The sequence below is a fragment of the Myxococcus sp. CA033 genome (genome assembly GCF_013336625.1).
In the GTDB taxonomy this organism is placed as follows: Bacteria; Myxococcota; Myxococcia; order Myxococcales; family Myxococcaceae; genus Myxococcus; species Myxococcus llanfairpwllgwyngyllgogerychwyrndrobwllllantysiliogogogochensis.
Genome location: NZ_JABUMU010000011.1, coordinates 13,385 through 31,959, shown reverse-complemented (window position 1 = coordinate 31,959; position 18,575 = coordinate 13,385). Strand labels below are relative to the sequence as shown.

The 18,575-nt window shown below is 68.4% G+C and carries 18 protein-coding genes; 5 read left to right on the top strand and 13 right to left on the bottom strand.

Going from position 1 to position 18,575, the window contains the following annotated elements; translation table 11 throughout:
* Window positions 1–116: 116 nt before the first annotated feature.
* Window positions 117–245 carry a hypothetical protein gene (locus tag HUA78_RS47290; protein ID WP_256434356.1) on the top strand — a complete coding sequence of 43 codons (129 nt, stop codon included), beginning with the start codon at window positions 117–119 and terminating at the stop codon, window positions 243–245.
* Here HUA78_RS47290 and HUA78_RS24595 read toward each other — a convergent pair.
* From HUA78_RS24595 to HUA78_RS24565, 7 genes are all read right to left on the bottom strand, one after another.
* Window positions 242–877, bottom strand: a complete 636-nt coding sequence (locus HUA78_RS24595) for a hypothetical protein (RefSeq protein ID WP_174459714.1) — start codon at window positions 875–877, stop codon at window positions 242–244. The two genes, HUA78_RS47290 and HUA78_RS24595, sit on opposite strands and share 4 nt — an antisense overlap.
* 69 nt (window positions 878–946) lie before the next feature.
* Window positions 947–1,753 (bottom strand): hypothetical protein, encoded by an 807-nt coding sequence (locus HUA78_RS24590; RefSeq protein ID WP_174477290.1) that lies wholly within the window; start codon window positions 1,751–1,753, stop codon window positions 947–949.
* 152 nt (window positions 1,754–1,905) lie between these two features.
* Window positions 1,906–2,415 (bottom strand): biotin/lipoyl-containing protein, encoded by a 510-nt coding sequence (locus HUA78_RS24585; RefSeq protein WP_141643121.1) that lies wholly within the window; start codon window positions 2,413–2,415, stop codon window positions 1,906–1,908.
* Between the two features lie 27 nt (window positions 2,416–2,442).
* Complete coding sequence (gene accC / locus HUA78_RS24580; RefSeq protein ID WP_174454599.1) at window positions 2,443–3,966, bottom strand: acetyl-CoA carboxylase biotin carboxylase subunit; 1,524 nt, start codon at window positions 3,964–3,966, stop codon at window positions 2,443–2,445.
* A gap of 94 nt (window positions 3,967–4,060) precedes the next feature.
* Window positions 4,061–4,672, bottom strand: a complete 612-nt coding sequence (locus tag HUA78_RS24575) for a hypothetical protein (protein WP_141643119.1) — start codon at window positions 4,670–4,672, stop codon at window positions 4,061–4,063.
* Between the two features lie 120 nt (window positions 4,673–4,792).
* Window positions 4,793–6,355, bottom strand: coding sequence for an acyl-CoA carboxylase subunit beta (locus HUA78_RS24570; RefSeq protein WP_141643118.1), 1,563 nt, complete (start codon window positions 6,353–6,355; stop codon window positions 4,793–4,795).
* A 50-nt stretch (window positions 6,356–6,405) separates the two neighbouring features.
* Entirely contained in the window at window positions 6,406–7,113 is a 708-nt protein-coding gene (locus tag HUA78_RS24565) for a Coq4 family protein (protein WP_174459713.1), read from the bottom strand.
* 276 nt (window positions 7,114–7,389) lie between these two features.
* Here HUA78_RS24565 and HUA78_RS24560 point away from each other — a divergent pair, with 276 nt between their 5' ends.
* The gene (locus HUA78_RS24560; RefSeq protein WP_246137215.1) at window positions 7,390–8,550 is read left to right on the top strand and encodes a site-2 protease family protein; all 1,161 of its coding nucleotides are present in this window, start codon (window positions 7,390–7,392) and stop codon (window positions 8,548–8,550) included.
* Window positions 8,551–8,616: 66 nt separating this feature from the next.
* Here HUA78_RS24560 and HUA78_RS24555 read toward each other — a convergent pair whose 3' ends face one another.
* Complete coding sequence (locus HUA78_RS24555; RefSeq protein WP_174454602.1) at window positions 8,617–9,351, bottom strand: laminin G domain-containing protein; 735 nt, start codon at window positions 9,349–9,351, stop codon at window positions 8,617–8,619.
* A gap of 261 nt (window positions 9,352–9,612) precedes the next feature.
* Here HUA78_RS24555 and HUA78_RS24550 point away from each other — a divergent pair, with 261 nt between their 5' ends.
* Window positions 9,613–10,803, top strand: a complete 1,191-nt coding sequence (locus HUA78_RS24550; RefSeq protein WP_174465303.1) for a hypothetical protein — start codon at window positions 9,613–9,615, stop codon at window positions 10,801–10,803.
* Window positions 10,804–10,830: 27 nt separating this feature from the next.
* Here the strand turns inward: HUA78_RS24550 and HUA78_RS24545 are convergent, their stop codons facing one another.
* From HUA78_RS24545 to HUA78_RS24535, 3 genes are read right to left on the bottom strand one after another with little or no spacing between them, the layout of a single operon-like run.
* Complete coding sequence (locus HUA78_RS24545) at window positions 10,831–13,299, bottom strand: hypothetical protein (RefSeq protein WP_174477289.1); 2,469 nt, start codon at window positions 13,297–13,299, stop codon at window positions 10,831–10,833.
* A gap of 23 nt (window positions 13,300–13,322) precedes the next feature.
* Window positions 13,323–13,970 (bottom strand): peptidoglycan-binding protein, encoded by a 648-nt coding sequence (locus HUA78_RS24540; protein WP_174477288.1) that lies wholly within the window; start codon window positions 13,968–13,970, stop codon window positions 13,323–13,325.
* Between the two features lie 32 nt (window positions 13,971–14,002).
* A complete protein-coding gene (locus HUA78_RS24535; protein ID WP_174477287.1) occupies window positions 14,003–14,572 on the bottom strand; it encodes a carboxypeptidase-like regulatory domain-containing protein in 570 nt (189 codons plus the stop codon).
* A gap of 447 nt (window positions 14,573–15,019) precedes the next feature.
* On the opposite strand from HUA78_RS24535, the gene HUA78_RS24530 reads away from it, so the two are divergent.
* Complete coding sequence (locus HUA78_RS24530) at window positions 15,020–15,748, top strand: double-CXXCG motif protein (RefSeq protein WP_174477286.1); 729 nt, start codon at window positions 15,020–15,022, stop codon at window positions 15,746–15,748.
* 19 nt (window positions 15,749–15,767) lie between these two features.
* Here HUA78_RS24530 and HUA78_RS24525 read toward each other — a convergent pair whose 3' ends face one another.
* Complete coding sequence (locus HUA78_RS24525; RefSeq protein ID WP_174477285.1) at window positions 15,768–17,156, bottom strand: hypothetical protein; 1,389 nt, start codon at window positions 17,154–17,156, stop codon at window positions 15,768–15,770.
* 184 nt (window positions 17,157–17,340) lie between these two features.
* Here HUA78_RS24525 and HUA78_RS24520 point away from each other — a divergent pair, with 184 nt between their 5' ends.
* Window positions 17,341–17,808: a hypothetical protein gene (locus HUA78_RS24520; RefSeq protein ID WP_174454609.1), complete on the top strand. Its 468-nt coding sequence runs from the start codon at window positions 17,341–17,343 to the stop codon at window positions 17,806–17,808.
* A gap of 156 nt (window positions 17,809–17,964) precedes the next feature.
* On the opposite strand, the gene HUA78_RS24515 is transcribed toward HUA78_RS24520, so the two are convergent.
* Entirely contained in the window at window positions 17,965–18,381 is a 417-nt protein-coding gene (locus HUA78_RS24515) for a hypothetical protein (protein ID WP_174454610.1), read from the bottom strand.
* Window positions 18,382–18,575 lie beyond the last annotated feature (194 nt).

The window sequence follows — 18,575 nt, the reverse complement described above, 5'->3', positions numbered from 1 at the left end:
CCGGTGTGGCGAAGCGCCCGCGACGCGCGCGTGGCAGACAACGCGCTCTGCCCGCTGGTGCCCATGCTGTACGAGCAGGTCTACGCGGGCGAGACGACACGCTGGGATGCCGGTCCATGAACGCCCACAACACGTTCCACGCGCTCGACGGGCGAGACGCCGGCTTCCGGAAGATGGATGCCGGGCTCCTGGGGCGCTACCTGGCGCACTGGCGACGTCTGGGCCTGCTCGCGGCGCCGGGCTAGCGGCAGATGCTCGACTTCATGGGGCACGGGAAGTCGAAGGTGCCCGCGACCTGGATGTTGCGGACGGTGGCGCCCGGCTTGTTCGCGGAGCTGTGCGTCGTCGCGCTGAACTTGAACGTGCCCGCGACGCCGGTGCCGTCGAACTTCGTGAGCACCAGCACGCCCGGCTTGGTCAGCATGTAGTTGATGCCCTTGAGGCTCAGCGCCACGGGAAGCTCACCGGGCTTCTCGTCGAAGGTCACGAGCGAGTACGTGCCGGGCTTGAAGGGGATGGTCGCCTTCGTGTTCTTGCCAGGCAGGATGCTGAGGCTCGCGGCCATCGCGCCGCTCCCGGGGCTCATGCAGTGCAGGGACAGGGGCCCCGCCATGGTGCCCCCGCGCGCCAGTTGCTTCTCCATGGCGGCCTGGGCCTTCTGGGAGGCCTTCGCCCTGCTGGAGGCCTTCGTGAGGAGCTGGCGCACTTCCTCGGGGGTCATCCAGTGGTCCGAGGCGGCGGCCTGGGTGCCGCCCTTGCCCGTGAAGGTGAGCGGAAGGCCCACGGTCACCCGGACCTCGCAAGTGCCCTCGCGCCTCGCGGCGAGCGCGGGCAGGCTGAAGAGGAGCGCGATGGCGACGACGGCGGCGTGTCGCATGACGGCGAGCCCTGAGAAGGGGGCGACCGGGATGGCCCGGTGCCCAGTGGAGTCCAGGACTCTAGAACGTCAGGGCTCCGGTGAGGCGCTCTTCGGGGCGCTTCCATCCGGAGGCCGGTCGATTTCCTCGGCGGGGAAGTTGGCGGCGGCCTCCAGGTAGCGAGGAGGCTGGACCTTGCGGCGATCTCTCCGGTTGAGTCCCTCCGGCTCCACGAACGTCGGCTCCGCTCCGCTGCGTTGCTCCACGCGGGCCCCGTCGCAGAACTGCCATGTGGTGCCGCCGTCCAGGCCCTGGCGCGCGTAGAACACCGTCGCTTCGCCCACCTTCGGGTCCGCCGTGCACCAGGTGCCGCGCGCGGTGCTCTCCCGCTGGGGCGACTCCTCCTTCCACTTCTCCTGGGTCGTCCGCACGGCCGCCGCCGCGAGGACCGCGTCGGACTCCGCCAGCCGTGTCCGCGCTTCCTTCAGCAGCTCCTGGCCCCGGCGCGAAATCTCCGGGAAGGCGCCCCGGTCCTTGAAGCCGCACCGCGCCAGACCCCGAAGGTTGCTCTCGTGGATGTCCAGCACCCGGGGCAGCGAGCCCTGGGCCTCCTTCACCAGCTCCACCTGCTGCGCGTGCTCGGGCGCCTCCGGCGTGGCGAGCTTCTCCGTGCCGGTGACGAAGCGCGCCAGCAGGCCGTTGACCGCGGTCAGCTCATCCGACAACCAACGCGGCTCCGCTTCACAGGGGTCGGACTTGGCGCCGCCATAGTCCCGGTAGTCCGCTCGGGACATTCCCAACGAGTAGTGCTGAACCGGGGGCGCGGGCCGTGACGCGCACGCCGACAGTGCCGTGCCCAGGGCCGCGAGCAGGACTCTCCGACGAAATGACTTCATGGCGCTCCACTCTGCCATGTGGTTTGCGTCCAAACAAACCAGGACGGAGACTGGAGCGCCGGCCGTACTGTGAGTGTACGGGAGTGGTTAGTACGGGCAGATGATGGGGCCGCCGCGCGAGCAATGGGCGCGCCGCTCGCGAAGGGGGGCCGCTACTCGACGATGACCAGCTTCGCGTTGTTCTCCACGGTGGTGCCTTCCTTGGCGAACAGCTCGGTCACCTTGCCCGCCTTGGGGCTCTTGAGCTCGTTCTCCATCTTCATGGCCTCCACCACGACGAGGCCCTGGCCTTCCTTCACCTCGTCGCCCACCTTCACCAGCACCTTCACCACCTTGCCGGGCATGGGCGCGGTGACGAGCTGCTTGCCCTCCACGGAGAAGGCCGCCGTGCCCGCGCGCAGCCGCAGCCGACGCTCGTCCGCCACGTCGAAGCGGCTCACCTGCCCGCGCAGGAGCACGCCGACCTCGTCGCCGCTCTCCTCGAACTCGGCGCTGTAGGACTGGCCGTCCACCAGCATGCTCATGGTGCCGTGCTCGAGCGCCAGCGCGTCCACCTGATACGTGACGCCGTTGACGGTCAGCTTGTACCTGTCGCCCCCCAGGGCCTCCAGGTCCACCGGCACCGCTTCCTTCTGTCCCTGCTGCTTCGTGAAATAGCGCATGGAAGTCTCGTGAGCTCGGAGGTGGGGTTACCGGCGGCGGGAGCGCAGCGCCAGGCGCCACGGGCTGATGCGACCACTGCTCGCGTCGGCCGCGCCCGCCTTGCCACCGGGCATCGTCCTGGCGCGCTTCGCGTCACGCTGGTGCGCGTACACCGCGCTGGCCAACAGGGCCATCTCGCTCAGCTTCGGGTCCTCCACGCCTTGCAGCGTCGTGTGCTCGCGGCCGAGGAAGCCCGTGTCGTAGTCACCCTCGATGAACTCGGGGTGCGCGAGAATCGCCTTGAGGTAGCGGATGTTGGTGGTGATGCCCTTCACCACGTACTCGGACAGCGCGCGCTGGGCCCGGGCAATCGCCTCGCGCCGCGTGGGAGCCCACACGGACAGCTTGGAAATCATCGGGTCGTAGAAGTTGGGCACCGTGTAGCCGGGGAACACGCCCGAATCGTCACGGACGTTGGGGCCGCCCGGCACGCGCAGGTACGTAATCTTTCCCGGGCTGGGCATGAAGTTGCGCGACGGGTCCTCCGCGTACACGCGCACTTCAATCGAGTGGCCGCGCGGCGTGGGCGCCTCCAGGAGCGGCAGCTTCTCGCCCTCGGCGACCTTGATTTGCAGCGCGACGAGGTCCAGCCCCGTCACCCACTCCGTCACCGGGTGCTCCACCTGGAGGCGGGTGTTCATCTCCAGGAAGTAGAAGTTGCGGTGCACGTCGACCAGGAACTCCACCGTGCCGGCGCCCACGTAGTTGACGGCCTTGGCCGCCTTCACCGCGACCTCGCCCATCTGCGCGCGAAGCTCCGGCGTCAGGATGGGGCTGGGCGTCTCCTCGACGACCTTCTGGTGGCGCCGCTGCGCCGAGCACTCGCGCTCGTTCAGGTGGATGACGTTGCCGTGCGTGTCGGCGAACACCTGGATTTCGACGTGGTGTGGCTTCTCGAGATACTTCTCGATGTAGACGGCGTCGTTGCCGAAGGAGTTGAGCGCCTCGCTCTTGGCGGAGCGCCACGCGGACTCGAAGTCGCCCATGCCTTCCACCCGGCGCATGCCCTTGCCACCGCCACCGCCAGCGGCCTTGAGCATGATGGGGAAGCCAATCTTCTGCGCGTACTCGCGGGCCTCGGCCTCGGTGGCGATGGGCTCGGTGGTGCCGGGGACGACGGGCACGCCGACCTTGATCATGTTGGCGCGGGCGCGGGTCTTCTCGCCCATGGCGTCCATGGCGGCGGCGGGCGGGCCGATGAAGGTGATGCCGGCGGCCTCGCAGGCGCGCACGAAGGAGGCGTTCTCGGAGAGGAAGCCATAGCCGGGGTGGATGGCGTCCGCGCCGGCGGCCTTGGCGGCGTCGAGGATGCGCTGCTGGACCAGGTAGCTCTCGCGGGAGGGCGGCGGCCCGACGAAGAAGGCCTGGTCCGCGGTGCGAACGTGCAGGGCGGAGCGGTCTGCTTCCGAGTACACCGCCACCGTGGCGATGCCGAGTTCCTTGCAGGTGCGCATCACCCGGATGGCGATCTCGCCGCGATTGGCGACGAGCACTTTGCGGATCTTGGGCATGGCCGCCCGTCTACCACGGGCCGACCCGGTTTGCCTGGGTTGGATGGCGTTCACGCCCCTGTCAGGGGCGTGGTCATCCGATGCCCGTGACGACCTACTTCCGGGCGCTGCGGTACTGCTCCATATAGGCGCGCGCCTGGGTCAGCTTGGCCTCGACGAACCGGTCATCCTCGTCCGGCTCCGGGGGCTTGGCCGGAGGGGCGTTCGGCTCGCCACCGAAGTCCACCGCCGCGGCCAGGAGGTTGCGCGCGGTGTTGCCACCTCCCAGCATCCGCGCCAACAAGCCCGTCTCCACGTCCAGCCAACGAGCGGCCTGGCGCATGACGTCCAGCACCTCACCCTCCACGGCCTTGGCGGGCCGGCCCGGGCCGCTGACGCACGTGCGGGCGTAGCTGTGCTCCCGGTCCACGAAGATGCCCAGCACGCGCTCCCGGAAGTCCTGGGACAGCGCCTGGGACATGGCATCGAGCTGCTCCTCCAGGAAGGGCTGCTCGGACTTGCGGGCCTTGCGACCGGGGGCGGGGGGCAGGGCCACCTCGGCGGCGTGCCAGCCGCCATCGGCCAGTCCCTCCGGGGGTGACTCCACCCACTTCACCTCGGGCGTGGGCAGTTCCACGGCCTCGCAGACGCGTTTGAGCGTCTGGCGCACGGCGGTGAGGTTTCCTTCGACGTCGGCGAGAAAGAGAAGAAGTCGGCGGTGGGGCAAATGGGGGTTCCTTTCCTGGCCACCTGAAAGCCCGCGCGGCGCACGAGAATTTCCCGAGCGACGCGAGCCTGCCTGCTCTCCAGCCGGGGGAGAGCAGGCGTCCAGGGGCCTGAAAGGAGCCTACAGCGGGATGTTCCCGTGCTTGCGCGGCGGGTTTTCCTGACGCTTGTCTTTCAACATCTCCAGCGCCCGGATGACCTTGGTGCGGGTCTCCTCGGGGCGGATGACCTCGTCGATGTAGCCCAGCTCCGCCGCCTTGAAGGGGTTGGCGAACTTCTCGCGGTAGTCATTCACCAGCTTCGTGCGCTCGGCGGCGGCGTCCTTCGCCTTGAGCAGTTCGTTGCGGAAGATGATGTTGACCGCGCCCTCGGGCCCCATGACGGCGATTTCCGCGGTGGGGTAGGCGTAGTTGATGTCCGCGCGGATGTGCTTGGACGCCATGACGTCGTACGCGCCGCCGTACGCCTTGCGGGTGATGATGGTGATTTTGGGGACGGTGGCCTCGGCGAAGGCGTACAGCAGCTTGGCGCCGTGGGTGATGATGCCGCCCCACTCCTGGTCGGTGCCGGGCAGGAAGCCGGGCACGTCCACGAAGGTAATCAGCGGGATGTTGAAGCAGTCGCAGAAGCGCACGAAGCGCGCGGCCTTCACGCTGGCGTCGATGTCCAGCACGCCGGCGAGGAACGCGGGCTGGTTGGCGACGATGCCCACGCTCTTGCCGTTCATCCGCGCGAAGCCCACGACGATGTTGCGCGCGAAGTGCTCCTGCACCTCGAAGAAGTGCTTGTTGTCGACGACGGCCTTGATGATGTCCTTGATGTCGTAGGGCTTGTTGGGGTTGCTCGGGACAATCGTCTTGAGCGACTCCTCGGCCCGGAACGGGTCGTCGTCACACGGCTGGGCCGGCGGGTCCTCCTGGTTGTTGGAGGGCAGGAAGGAGAGCAGCTCGCGCGTCATGACGATGGCGGCCTGCTCCGTCTCCGCGGCGAAGTGCGCCACGCCGGACTTCTGGTTGTGCGTCAGCGCGCCGCCCAGCGACTCCTTCGACACCTCCTCGTGCGTCACCGTCTTGATGACGTCCGGGCCGGTGATGAACATGTACGAGGTGTCCTTCACCATCATGATGAAGTCGGTGATGGCCGGCGAGTACACCGCGCCGCCCGCGCACGGCCCCATGATGAGCGAAATCTGGGGCACCACGCCGGAGGCCAGGGTGTTGCGCAGGAAGATATCCGCGTAGCCGGCGAGGCTCTCCACGCCTTCCTGGATGCGCGCGCCGCCGGAGTCGTTCAGACCGATGACCGGCGCGCCCACGCGGGTGGCCATGTCCATGATCTTGCAGATTTTCTGGGCATAGGCGCCGGACAGCGAGCCGCCAAAGACGGTGAAGTCCTGGGCGAACACGAAGACCTGGCGGCCCTCGACGGTGCCGTAGCCGGTGACGACGCCGTCACCCGGAATCTTCTTGTCGCCCATGCCGAAGTCGGTGGAGCGATGGGTGACGAACTTGTCCAGCTCGCAGAAGGAGCCGGGGTCGAGGAGCAGGTCGATGCGCTCGCGGGCCGTGAGCTTGCCGGCCTCGTGCTGTTTGGCGATGCGGTCGGCACCGCCACCCAGCTCGGCCTGCTGCTCCATCTGCTGGAGGCGTGCGCGGAGGGGGTCCTTCTCGGAGGTCTCGTCCATGGGCCGCCCTCTAGCACGATTGAGCGGCTCGCGCGCTGTCCGGCTTCGCGTCAAGCCGCTCTGCGAGAGGGGTCCATCTTCACCGGGGGCACCAGGGCCGGGAGCAGGGCGTCCACTGTTGGCAGGTCCAGGCCGAAGCGTTGGCGAACGTCAACAAGGGGGACCTCCCACAGCTCGCGCCAGGGGGTGCCGAACACGGGCCGCGCCAGTCGTCCCAGCACCCAGCCCCGGGTGAGGGCCTGCATGCGCGCGTCGCGCTCGGAGAAGGCGTAGAGCAGGGTGTTGGCGAGGCCCCCGGTGAGGATGCCCAACGCGAAGGGGCTGCCCAGTTGCGCCAGGCTGAAGGCCTGCACGCCCAGCTCTCCGGCCACGTCGGTGCGAAAGCCGGTGAGCACGTGCCAGATGTCGTGCGACTCCAGCAGGTGGGCCCGGACGTAGTCCTCGTCGGTGTGGGCTTCTCGGTAAGGCAGGGCGTTGGGGTCCAGGCCGTTCTGGGTGAGGTGGTCGGCGAACGCGCGGCCGAGGGTGCCTTCGGGCAGCGTGCGCAGCGTGGCGAGTGGAAGCATTCCGACGCGGGGGCGCTCGACGAAGGCGCGCGCGGCGGTGGGGGATTGCATCAGCCGCTCCACCACGCGGCGCATGGCCATGGGCGGTGCGAGGACTCGGGCCAGGTCGATGATGTCCTGGAGACGATTCGGGTCCTGGAGCACTCGCACCATTCTCCAGGCTTCGCGTGCGAGCGTGAGGGGGTTGCGCATGGGTCCTCCGGGGGAAGGCGGACTCGGCCAGGGACCGAGCGGAGGAACGGTAGCCGGCGTTTCGCGCGGCGGGAGCGTGCGTGGTGGTGGGGTGCTCGTCGGTGGACATCCGGGGGCCTGGAGGCCCGGGAGCGGACACTCAGGAGGCAGACGGGCGAACGAGTCATTCCCGGCACCGTGCGCGCATCGGGTGCGGGACGGACCTTGAAGGAGGCGAGCAGGGGGCGCAGGCCGTGGGAGTGCCCTCGCGGTGCTGGCGCCCTTCGCGAGGAGGCGATGATGCGCGAGTCACGGGGTGCATTGAAGGTGGGCTCGCTGCGAGGCATCCCCATCCGGGTCCACTACTCGCTGCTGCTCGTCCTGCCGTTGCTGGCGTATCTGTTCGGCGGAGCGTTCCGGCGGGCGGCGGAGGTGGCCGAGGTCCCTCCGGAGCAACTGATGGGCTCGCCCATGTTGTGGGGGTTGGGCGTGGCGGTGGGGCTGTTCGCGTCGGTCTTCGTGCACGAGCTGGCGCACACGTTCTATGCGCTGGCGCGGGGCGGACAGGTCCGCTCGATTACGCTGATGATGGTGGGCGGGGTGTCGGAGCTGTCGGAGGCGCCGCCCCGGCCTCGGGACGAAGCGCTGATGGCGCTGGTGGGTCCGCTGACGAGTCTGGCGCTGGCGGGATTGTTCGGCCTTGCGACGTGGGGCGTAGAGGGGACGACCTCGTTCAACCTCCAGTTCGCGTGTTTCTATCTGGCGAGCCTCAACCTGTTCCTGGGGTTGTTCAATTTGCTGCCGGCGTTCCCGATGGATGGCGGGCGGATTCTGCGGGCGGTGTTGTCGGGGCGGATGGGGCCGGTGCGGGCGACGCGGGTGGCGTCGCTGGTGGGGCGTGGGTTCGCGGTGCTCTTCGCGTTGTGGGGCGTGGTGTCGTTCAACCCGTTCCTGTTCGTCATCGCCTTCTTCATCTTCATGGGGGCGGAGGGCGAGTCGCGGCAGGTGCGGATGAAGGCCCTGTTGGAGCGGGTATCTGTGTCGGAGTTGATGTCGCCGCGTGGGGCGGGGGTGGAGGCAGGGGCGTTGCTGGAGCAGGCGCTGTGGGATTTGCGACGCGAGCGGCAGACGGCGCTGCCGGTGACGGAGGACGGGCGGCCGGTGGGGCTGGTGGACGTGGAGGCGGTGCGCGCGGTGTCGGAGGCGGACCGAATCCATCGCCTGACGCGCGAGGTGATGCGGCCCGTGCAGGTGGTGCGGTTGGACGAGGATGGATGGCGGGCCGTGCGACAGCTGGCGGAGAACTCGGCGCAGCTGCTCGCGGTGGTGGATGCAGACGGGCGGCTGGTGGGGACGCTCGACGTCGATGACGTGCAGCGGGGGATGATGCTGCTGCAGACGCGCGAGGAGCGTGCCGAGCGCGATGCGCGGCGCTGGCGGCAGGAGCGGCCGGCGTGACGGAAGGTCGAGCCTCCGAGGTGTTTGTGATTCGGAGGCTCGACGTGCCTTGGGGGGCGGTGGGGCTCAGTCGATGTTGAAGTAAACGTCGTCGATTTCGCCGTGGTACTGGTCGTTGTTGTTGCCGACGCTCTTGGCGCCCACGTTGACGGGCTGGCCCACGGGGTTGATGTCGTAGGTGGCTGGGAGCAGTGCGCTGCCTCGCGCGACGTTGTCGACGAGGATGGTGAGCGTGGTGCTGGTGCGCTGGCAGGCGACCTTGTGCCAGGTGCCGTCGGCGACGCCCACGGACGACTTGACGATGATGACGTCGGCGCCGCCCGTGGTACGCACGACGCAGCTGGGTTTGCCGAGCACGGCGTCATCGAGCTGGAGCTTCCACTGGGCCGTGTTCGCGAGGCCCTTCTGTACGAGGTTGGAGCCGTGGACGGAGGAGAGGTCCGCGAGGGTGAGGCGCACCCGGGCGCCGAAGGTGAAGAGGGCGGTGCCGGGATTGAGGCTGGCTGAGTCGGGGGTGGTGACGTTCGCGAGCGGGCAGCCCGTGCCGTCACACACGGAGGGGAACTTGATGCCCAGGCCGTCGAAGCCCGTCACGGGGACGACGGTGGCGCCGTTCGCCGTCTGCACGGTGCCGGTGCGTCCCTTGCCACTGTCGTCCACCACGGTGGCGACGGGGTTGGTCACCGCGTCGAACTTGTAGCGCAGCTTCTGGCTCACCGCGCCGGCCGCCACGGGGGCCAGCACCAACATTGCGAGCGCGGTCCGCTTCGCCATCCGTCGAGGCTGTGTCGTCAGGGTCATGAGGTGTTCTCGTTGTCCTGTTGGAGTGTGGGTACGACGAGGCGAGGATAGCCTCTCGTTCCGGCACACTCGACGCGGGCGCGGTGCAGCGAATGAGGTGCCGCTGTCACCGACGTCAGCATCATCGTCACCATTGGCACTGCCCCGGATTCACGCCGTCCACGCGCATCGCCGTTCTTGTGAGGGTGCCGTACGATGGGCGGGAAAGGCCGCCGCTGAATGAAGGGCGGCGCCCGACGTCCAGAGCCCTGAGGAGCGTTCATGTCCGATGACAGCTGGAGGGGTGGCACGCGCTGGTGGGACCCGAGGGTCATCCTGGGCTGCGTCCTGCTGAGCACGGGGGCCTGGGGGCAGTCCGCCGAAGCGGGGAGGACGGAGGCCGGAGGGCTGGGCCCATCCGGCGCTCCCGATGCCGGGCAGACCGTTTCGGGCGGCCTGGGCCCATCCGAGCCCGCCGACGCGGGGCAGGCCGCTTCGGCCGCACCAGGCCCCGCGGAGACTCCCGACGCCGGGCCGTCGGATGCAAGGCGGGTGGAGGTGAAGCTGCATGGCGTGTCCGTCACCGTGACGGCGTCATCGGTGCTGGTGGAAGGGAGGGAGCCCGGTCGCTATGGGCCGGCCAACCTGCTGGACGAGGACCCCGGCACCGTCTGGGCGGAAGGGGCGAAGGGCAGCGGAGCCGGGGAGTGGGTGGAGCTGAGCTTCCCACCGGACACGCCGGTGCATTCCTTCCTGGTGACGCCGGGCAACCCGAAGTCCGCGAAGCTCTACAAGGCCAACGCGCGTCCGAGGAAGGCGCGGCTGGAGTTGAAGCTCGCCGAGGGGCGCAAGCTGGACTACGTGCTGGACTTCCCCCGCGACTTCCCGGCGGGCGGGGCCATCTACGTCCATTACCGGCGCCAGTTCGCCGTGAAGTCCGCGCGGCTGACGGTGCTGACGGTATGGCCTGGGAGCAGGTACCGCGACCTGTGCCTGGGTGGCTTCGTCCCGGTGTTCCGAGGGCCCGAAGAGCGCTTCTTGCCGACGTTCCTGGGGACGCACCGCGAGCTGGCGCCCACCTTGGCGGAGTTCATGGCCAAGCCGAACCTGGTGTTCAAGCTTCTACCGCCTGAAAAAAGCGGGGTACCGGCTCGGCTGCGCGCCTACTCGCGGGTGCCCCACAACGGGCCGCTGCCCCCGCCCGAGGAGGAGTTCAACATGCATCACATCACGAGCGGGTGGAGTCGCTTTAGCCAAGACCTTGCCGGGAATACGGCCGGCGCGAGCGTGCAGCGCGAGCTGTTCCGTCTCGTCCCGGCACCCGGCGCAAAGGGCTATGTGTTCGACCCCATCGCTCCTCCGAAGAGACCGGACTCGTTCTCCAACTTCCGGGTCCACTGGGCACGTGTCGAGGACGGGTGGTACGTCGTGGGGGTGGATGTGCTGTACCGGGAGCAGACCGCCGACGATTGAATCTCTCGCGAGGCTCCAGGCTCAGGGCTACTTGGGTGCGCCGGCCGAGGGGGGAGGGGGCTTGTCCTTCTTCCCTGCTGACTTGGAGGGAGCCTGCTTCTTGGGCTTGGGGGATGGAGGTGGCGGGAGGGGCGCATCCTCGGGGAAAAGCGCATTCCAGTCCCGGCCACCCAGCTTCGACACGAAGGCTTCCATGTTGGCCCGGGTTGTCTCGGCCAGCATGTAGTCGAACCTGAAGCCGCACGCGCCGAAGTCACAGGGCTCAAGGCCATCCTTCAGGTACCTCGCGTGCCTTCCATTGATCTGCAGGGTGTGTTGGGCCTTCGCCCAGGCGTCCTTTGTCTCCGTGAGCTTCGTCCGCAGGTTCTCCAGGCCTGTTTCGATGGCCATTTTGAAGGTCTTTTCCAGTGTCTTCTCGAAAGCCCTGGCTTCCTTCGGCACTGGGGGCGGGCCCTCGACGGCTTTCTGGACATCCTCCTCGGGGAGCAGCGCGGCGAGCACCTTTTTTCGCGTGTAACTCTTCAAGAGCGCGAAGTTCTCGGGGGTCTCGTACTTCTTGTTCAGGAAGACCTTCAAGAAGGTCGCTCGCACCTCCTTGTCGAAGTCCTTGTAGGAACGGCTCTCATCCAGGAGCTTCTCGACCGCCACCACGAAAAGTGGGTCGGGTGCGGGCTGTGGAACGACGGCCTTCGGGTCGGGCGCTGCGGGTGATGCGGCGGCCCCGGGCTCCGGTGGTGGTGTCTCGGTGAGGGGAGGGGGAGGCGGGGGCGGGGGCGGGGTGAATGCCACGATGATTGCGTCGCTAGCAGGCCGGGCGAAGACACTGGGACACTTGCCGATGAACTCCGTCATCTTCGGGCCGATGGCCGTCTCGACGTCCTGCACCGTGAGCTTCTCGCAACAGCTCGCCTTGCGAGACGGGCAGTGCGCACGCTTGGACAGCATGGCCATCCGCATGAAGTCACGGAAATCATCGGGCGAGCGGAAGACCTGACACCCCTCGGAGAAGTCGTTCACCTCGCGCCCCCGTCTCCAGGAGCCGTTCTCTCCGTCGACCGAGTAGTGGATGTTGGTGGCGCCGGCGGTGCCGAAGACGACGAGCACCTCGCGCTCCGTCAGTCGCAGGGTCCTGGGTGGAGGAGGGGGCGCCGGCTCGGCGGGAAGTCCCGGAGCGTTGGTGAGGACCGGAGGCGTGGGGACCAAGGTTGACGCAGGGGGCATGGCGGGAGGAGGAGGTGGGGCCTGGAAGACGAGTTGGAGGCCCACCTTCATGGGCGCCTCGTCATCCTCCACCACCTCCAGGCGGGACACCTGATTGTCTTCCGCCTCGAAGTTCTGCGTCTCCGCGCCGCTGGCGTCCTCGAGCCGGATGAGCCTCTCGCTGGCGTCAATCTTTCGCTTCACCTTCAACGCTTCGGAGCCGTTGACCCACGCGTCGAGCGTCTCCCAAGCCTGCTTCTTCCGCTGCTCCGCCACTGGCGCCTCGTAGTGCTCGACGGTCCATGCCTTGAGCTTCTTCGCCACCGCCAGCGCCAGTGCCGCCTTCTGCTTGCCCGTCTTCTTCGGCAGCTTCTTGCCCAGCTCCTCCTCGATTCTCTCCCGCGCCTCCGTCTGGACTTCGGGTTCCTTCCGGATGAGCTCTGCTCGAATCCCTTCGTCTGTCCCCTTGTCGTGCGCGGCCTGCGCGGCGTTCAGGAAGTCGGAGACGGGAAAGCGCCGCCGGGCGGGGATGGAGGGCGCGGCGAACTGGAGCGCGGCGTAGGAGGTGGGCGGGTTGCTCGCGCCCTTGTGGAGACCCACCCGGTAATACCCGGTGTAGATGCCGGGGGCGATGGCCCCCACGTCGTTCGGGAGCAGGGTGGAGTTGTCGAAGTCGGGGAGCGTGTTGCCCTTGTCGTCCTTCAGGGCGGGCTTGTCCTTGTCATAGCCGGGCTCGGTGGTGATGGGCAGGACGGCCACCCGCCAGTGCTTGCACTGCGGACACGAGACATCCACGCCGGGATGGGGCCAGTGCTTCGGGACCGGCCACTCCGTCTCCGCGAGCACGGCATCCACATACGCCTGCGCGTCCTTCAGGTTCTCCGCGCGGAGCCCCTCGGCTTCGAGGACGGTCTTCTCTCCTTCCTTCAACAGGGCCGGGTCGTAGAGCACGACGAGCAGGTCGTCGAACCGGTTGGACAGGGAGCGCTCCCGGCGCAGGCCCACGAGCTGGAGCGTGAGCGGGTTCGTCCGCGCCAACTCCAGCTCCTCGTCATCCTGCAGGTGGAACCGCTGGTTGCCCGGGTCGAGCTCCTTCTGGTTCCGCAGGCTCTCGCTCGCGAACTGCTTCAGCAGGCCCACCGCGCAGTCCGGGCACTTCGTCTCACTCAGCGTCGCATGATGCGCCCGGCGCTCCGGCGCCGTCGCCACGGCCGCCTTCTTGGGCTTGTCCTGCTTCGGAGCGGCCTGCGTGGGCGCGTCCTTCGCGGTCTCCTTCTTCACGGCCTTGGCTGCCATCGGTACCTCTCACGCAAAGGGGTTCAGCTCCCGTGCAGCTCCTCGAGCCGCCGCAGGGTCTCCACGTCCAGGTGGCCGGTGACTTCCAGGCCGCCGCGGTGCTGGAAGGCGCGAATGGCGCTGCGAAGCCCCAGCGTCATCTTCCCCGTCGGCTCCAGCGCATAGCCCAGGTTGATGAGCCGGGACTCCGCGCCGCGGACACCGTGGTCAGGGGTGTCCCTCATGGGACGCAGGGTGCCCAGCGCGAGCTCCCAGGACAGGCCCTCGCACTCCAGCTCCACCTGGCTGACGGTGAAGGGGACCTTCGCATCGAGGAAGCCCTCGTCATCCGTACTGCCTTCGATGACCTCCTGCTCGAAGGTGAGCAGGTAGGGCATTCCGGAGCGCGGTGCCCCCTCCGCGTCCTTCAGGGCGAGCCGCAGGTGCCGCTCCCCCACCTTGAGGGTGAAGCGGTGGGCCCTTCCGGTGGAGACGTTGGGCTTGTTCTTCGGGGCGCTCACCTCCGGAATGACGACGGTGTCCCCCGGGTAGAGCACGTTGGGGTTGGGGCGCTTCTCGCGCAGCTCCGCGTTGTCCGGGTGTTCGTAGAGGCGCTTGAAGTCCGCGAAGCCATGGCGCCGCGCGATGAGCAGGAGGCACTCGCCCTGCGTGACGACGTGGGTGGTGGGCATCTCCCCCTCCTCAAGTCTTGTCGACTGGTAGTTCATCTCCAACTGCTTCCGTCCAGGTCGGGGAAGGAGACCTGGCTCTCCCCCGGATTCACGCCGTCCACGCGGGCGTAGCCGTTCTTGTTGAGGGTGCCCTCTCGAGTGGTGCCGTCCGGCAGCGTCACCATGTAGTGCGCGTTGGGGACGGGCTTGCCCCCTTCGTCCGGCAACTCGATGACCAGCCATGTCGGCTCCTCGATGGACGCCTCCGCGGGCTTCTGGATGAACGTATCCGGCCAGGGCGGGGGCACGAGCACGGGGCGCTCCACCTCCAGCGCCACCAGCTCGCCGCGGGTGAAGGCGTCGGCGAGCCGCTGCTTGAGGCGCCGCTCGTACTGGCCGCGCTCCAGTCGGGACTGCCGCAGTGGCGGGCCGCCGCCGAGCGCCTCGTCCATGGCATGCAGCGTGCGCGCCGTGGGCGTCGTCAGCCAGTGGTCGAGAGCGGACGTGACGAAGACGTCCGGCACCCGGTTCCGTTGTGCCTCGCGGCTGGCGGATAGGACGACGACCCAGTCCGAGCCTCGGGCCGGCAACGTCCACCGGCGTTCCCTACTTGGTTGCGACATGACAGCGACCCCCCATCCGCCGGAATGTACTTGCTGGGACTGACCTGAGGCATCCCTCACTTGATACCGAAGGCTTCGCGGAAAACGGGCTGCTCGCGAATCAGTGGTCGCAACGGGGCCTCAGGCATCATGGCAGGCTGGCCGCAGGGACCACGCCCCGCGTCGCCAGTGAAAGCGACAAGACCCTCTCGGCATGCAGGTCGTCCACGACGAGTCCGTCGAGGAAGGCATGCACCTTCTTTTCATTGATGGGGGGAGTTCTCACCCGGTACGTGGTGTCGAGGGTGCCCTGCTTTTCGCTCGAACCGGCCGACCTGCGGCGTCCTCGCCAGCTTGCCAAATGAGGGGATGCCTCAGATCGTGCCCTACTACGGGCATCCCATTGCGCCACCGGGGCCCCAGCTTTTCACGGACCCCTGAGCCGTGACCCGAGGTCGGCGAGAGCGAATGAAGTACTTCCGAGTCGAGCAGGACCTGTCGTCGCGCTACTCAGGCGAGCTGAACGCCACGCATCGGTGGGGACTCCCGGGCGTGGAGCCCTGCCCGTTGTGCGGCCTGAGCGGCGCAACGCTGGGTCTCGAATACCCGTGCGTTGACCTGTCGAGTCTTCCACCTGCGGAGCAGGAGCGGTTGTCTGACCCGTCTCCTGTCCCCTTGGATGAACTCGAGCGGTTGCGAGAGCTGGTGCGCCCGCTGGCTCCCGTGAATGCGGTGCTCGATGCCGGAACGGAGCTGGGCCCATTGACGGGAACAGGCTCGGGAAGCTTCGGCCCGTTCTTCCTGCCCGCAAGCTGGTCCCTGTGCATTCGAGAGGACGCGCTGGTCCGGCTCCGCGAGGCGGGCGCTCGGGGGCTCCAGGGGCGCGAGGTCTCGGTGCGCTTCAGGACGAAGAGCCCACCGATGCTGCTGAACCTGCAACTGGATGTGCAGGGCCGGTTTCATCCCGACGCTTTGACCTGGACGCGAAAGCCGCCGTGTCCTCGATGCGGCATCAGTGACGCGGAGGGGCCCCTTCCAGCGCCCATCGTTCTCGACGCGGCGACGCTTCCAGTGGACGTGGACCTGTTCCGGCTGGCGGATGCCCCGGGCATCATCATCGCCACGGAGCAACTGGTGGATGCGGCAACACGGTTGTCGCTGGACGGCGCCGTGTTCCGGGGCGTGGAGGCGCGTTAGCCGCGATCCCTGCCGCGCGTTACTTCGACTCCGGCAGCGTCCAGTCGAAGACGAAGCGGTGGGCGCCTCCAGGCGCGCTGTCCATCCAGCCCGTGATTCGCTCACTGCGCGCCAGCAGCGGGCCCAGCTCCGAGCTGACAGCGAAGAGCGCGGCGAGCTGCTCGTCCGACAGCACGTCCGACAGCGACACCTGGGAGAGTCCCCGCGCGAGCAGCTTCGGGTCCAACGTGAACTCCGCCGCGCGCTCCTGCTTCGCCGTCGTCTCCGGCAGCGCCGCCATCGTCGCCTGCATCACCGTCTCGTCGTTGCCCACCACCAGGTGCTTGCCCTTCTGTCGCACGAGCACGCTGCCGCCCTTCACCGTGAGCGCCCAGCCGTCCTCCAGCGCCTTCGCCCCGGGCAACGTGCCCAGCGGCGCCAGCGCGCTCTTCACCGCCGCCGCGTCCTTCACCTCCGCCGCCAACGCCTGCTTCACGGCGAAGAAGCGCGCCTCCCGCGTCCGCAGCGAACCACGCACCTGCACGTTGCTCATGTTCACCAACATGTTCCCCGTGAGCTGCTTCGCCACGGCGTCCGCCGAGGCCTGCACCTGCTCCTTGGGACATGTCGGGCAGAGGGCCTGGATGCTCGCGCGCAGCGAGCCCACGGCCTGCGACACTCCCGCCGGCGCCACCGCCACGCGCGAGAACAGCAACCCCTCCGGCTTCATCGCCCCATAGGGACTGTTGCTCTTGGCCTGGAACGGCGGCAGCGGCAGCTTCATCGCCGTGCCATCCACCTTCAGCCCGCTCGCCGTGCCGTCCAACCCCACCACCGTCCCGTCCGTGGCGAGGAACGCGACCCCCGCGACCTTGCTCAGTCGCGCATCCGGCGCGGGCGCCTTGCCCACCAGCTTCACGGACTCCTTCATCAACACGGCGCCACCTTCATCCGTGGCCCCGAAGGCGCAGACCTCCTGCCCCTTGAGCGCGTAGCCCATCGCCCCGCCCGCGGCGCGCGTCGTGCTCACCGTCGTCACACCCTTCGCCGTGACGGGCTTCGCCTCCGCGCCTCCCGCCTCCGTCATGGCCTCCGCCGCCTTCTGCTGGAACACCTTCGCGTCCGACACCCGCATGCAGGACACGCGGCCGTCCTCGCGCAGCGACACCGTGGCCGGCCCCGTCGCATCCAGGCCCACCGCCGTGAGCGTCTCCGGACGCGTGGGGTCGATGGTGAGGAAGGGGTGCAGCTCCGCGCGCCACGCCGAGGGACGCAGCAGCGCGGCGTGCGTGCCCGCGCGCTCCAGGAAGGCGGAGAGCCCCGTCAACGCATTCAGCTTGGGAACGTGGACGACCGTCTGGGCCGACGCGGCGGAGCGAGGAGCAGGAGCAGCCGCCAGCGTGGCGGCGAGGACGAGCGAGGAGAACATGTCCCCCGTGAGAACAGCGCTCCTCCACCCCTGTCAAGACACTCGCGCGCTCACGCGGGCCGGAACAGGGCGGGCCCCCAGCCTAACGGCCAGTGGTGGACGATGGCCCCCCTGGTGACGGTGCGTTTCCGGCGTGCCTGCTCGCCTGGCTTGATGTCGCGGCGGGCCCCGCTAACGTGGGCTCATGTCCCTTCGTTGGCGCGTGGGTGTCGTCGGCTGGCTGAGCATCATCGTGGCTCAAGGGTGCGCTCATTCGACTCCGACCGAGGTGTCGTCCTCCGCGAGTCCCAGGGCCTCCACGACTTCCCTCGTGCCCGCTTCAGCGCGCATCGAGAGTCTGGGCCTGGGGCTCAGTGAGTCCACGAAAGGACGCCGCGAGGACCAGAACTGCGCCGACTTCGTGCTCACGGAACCGCAGGTCCGCGCTTTCTTCGCGCAGTCGCGCGAAGTCACCTGGCGGGAGATTCACGACTCGGAGGACCTGGGCTTCGCGCCCTGTCTCGTCACCGGGCGGCTCGTCTTCGAGGACGGGCAGCAGGTTCGCTTCGCAATCAACCCGTTCCTGGTCGCGACCCTGAGCTACTCGGATGACAGCACTCGCTTGCTGGCCTGCGAGGGCGCCTGTGCCCAGAGCGTGCTCGGTCCTCCGTGAGTCAGCCTGGAAGTCGCTCGGGTCGCTCGTCCACTGGAGCCTCTTCGTAAAGCGCCGGTGGAGCAGAGGCGCGAAAGCCAGTCCGCCCCGCTGCTCCACCGGTCCCCCCTCCCGTCCTCTTCGTCGAGCGAAGACGGGAATGTCTCGTGTGCTGCGCTACAGCCGGCCGATGTTGGCCCACTCCGTCATCCGCTCCGCCAGGTCCTCGGCGTTGCGGCGCAGGTGCGCCAGCTGGAGCATCTGGTCATCCGACTCCGCCAGCGTCATGCGCCGCATCAGCAGATCCGCGAAACGCACCACCTGCGCGATGCTGATGCAGTCGGCGTCCTCCGCCGCCCCGGCGAAGCGCGCGACCTCCGCGTCCACCTCCAACTGCTCGTCCAGCAGCGCCTTCACCAGCGCCGAGCGCGACACCGGCGTCTCGAACTCCTCCGGATTGCGAAGCTGACGCCGCCAGGGCTGCGACTCCCAGCGGACACGCACGGGGTCTCGGAGGACCCGGTTTCGTATCGGCTGAGCGCTCATCATCCCCTGCATGCCGGGCCTGGCCGGCGACCAGAAGCTGAGTTCCATCAGTGCCCCCTCTCCACTACGGGGTCTGTCCACAAGCGTGACCGAGTTCATCGTCTCCAGCCGTCCCTTCCCGTTCCAACCCACCCACCGCATCCCTATTACGGCCGAGGGCTCAAAACTTGATTGGAGCCACGGCGCCAAAGGGTTGCGTTCGCACGCCACGGGTGCGTTGACACAGGGCGGTGAGCCCGGGA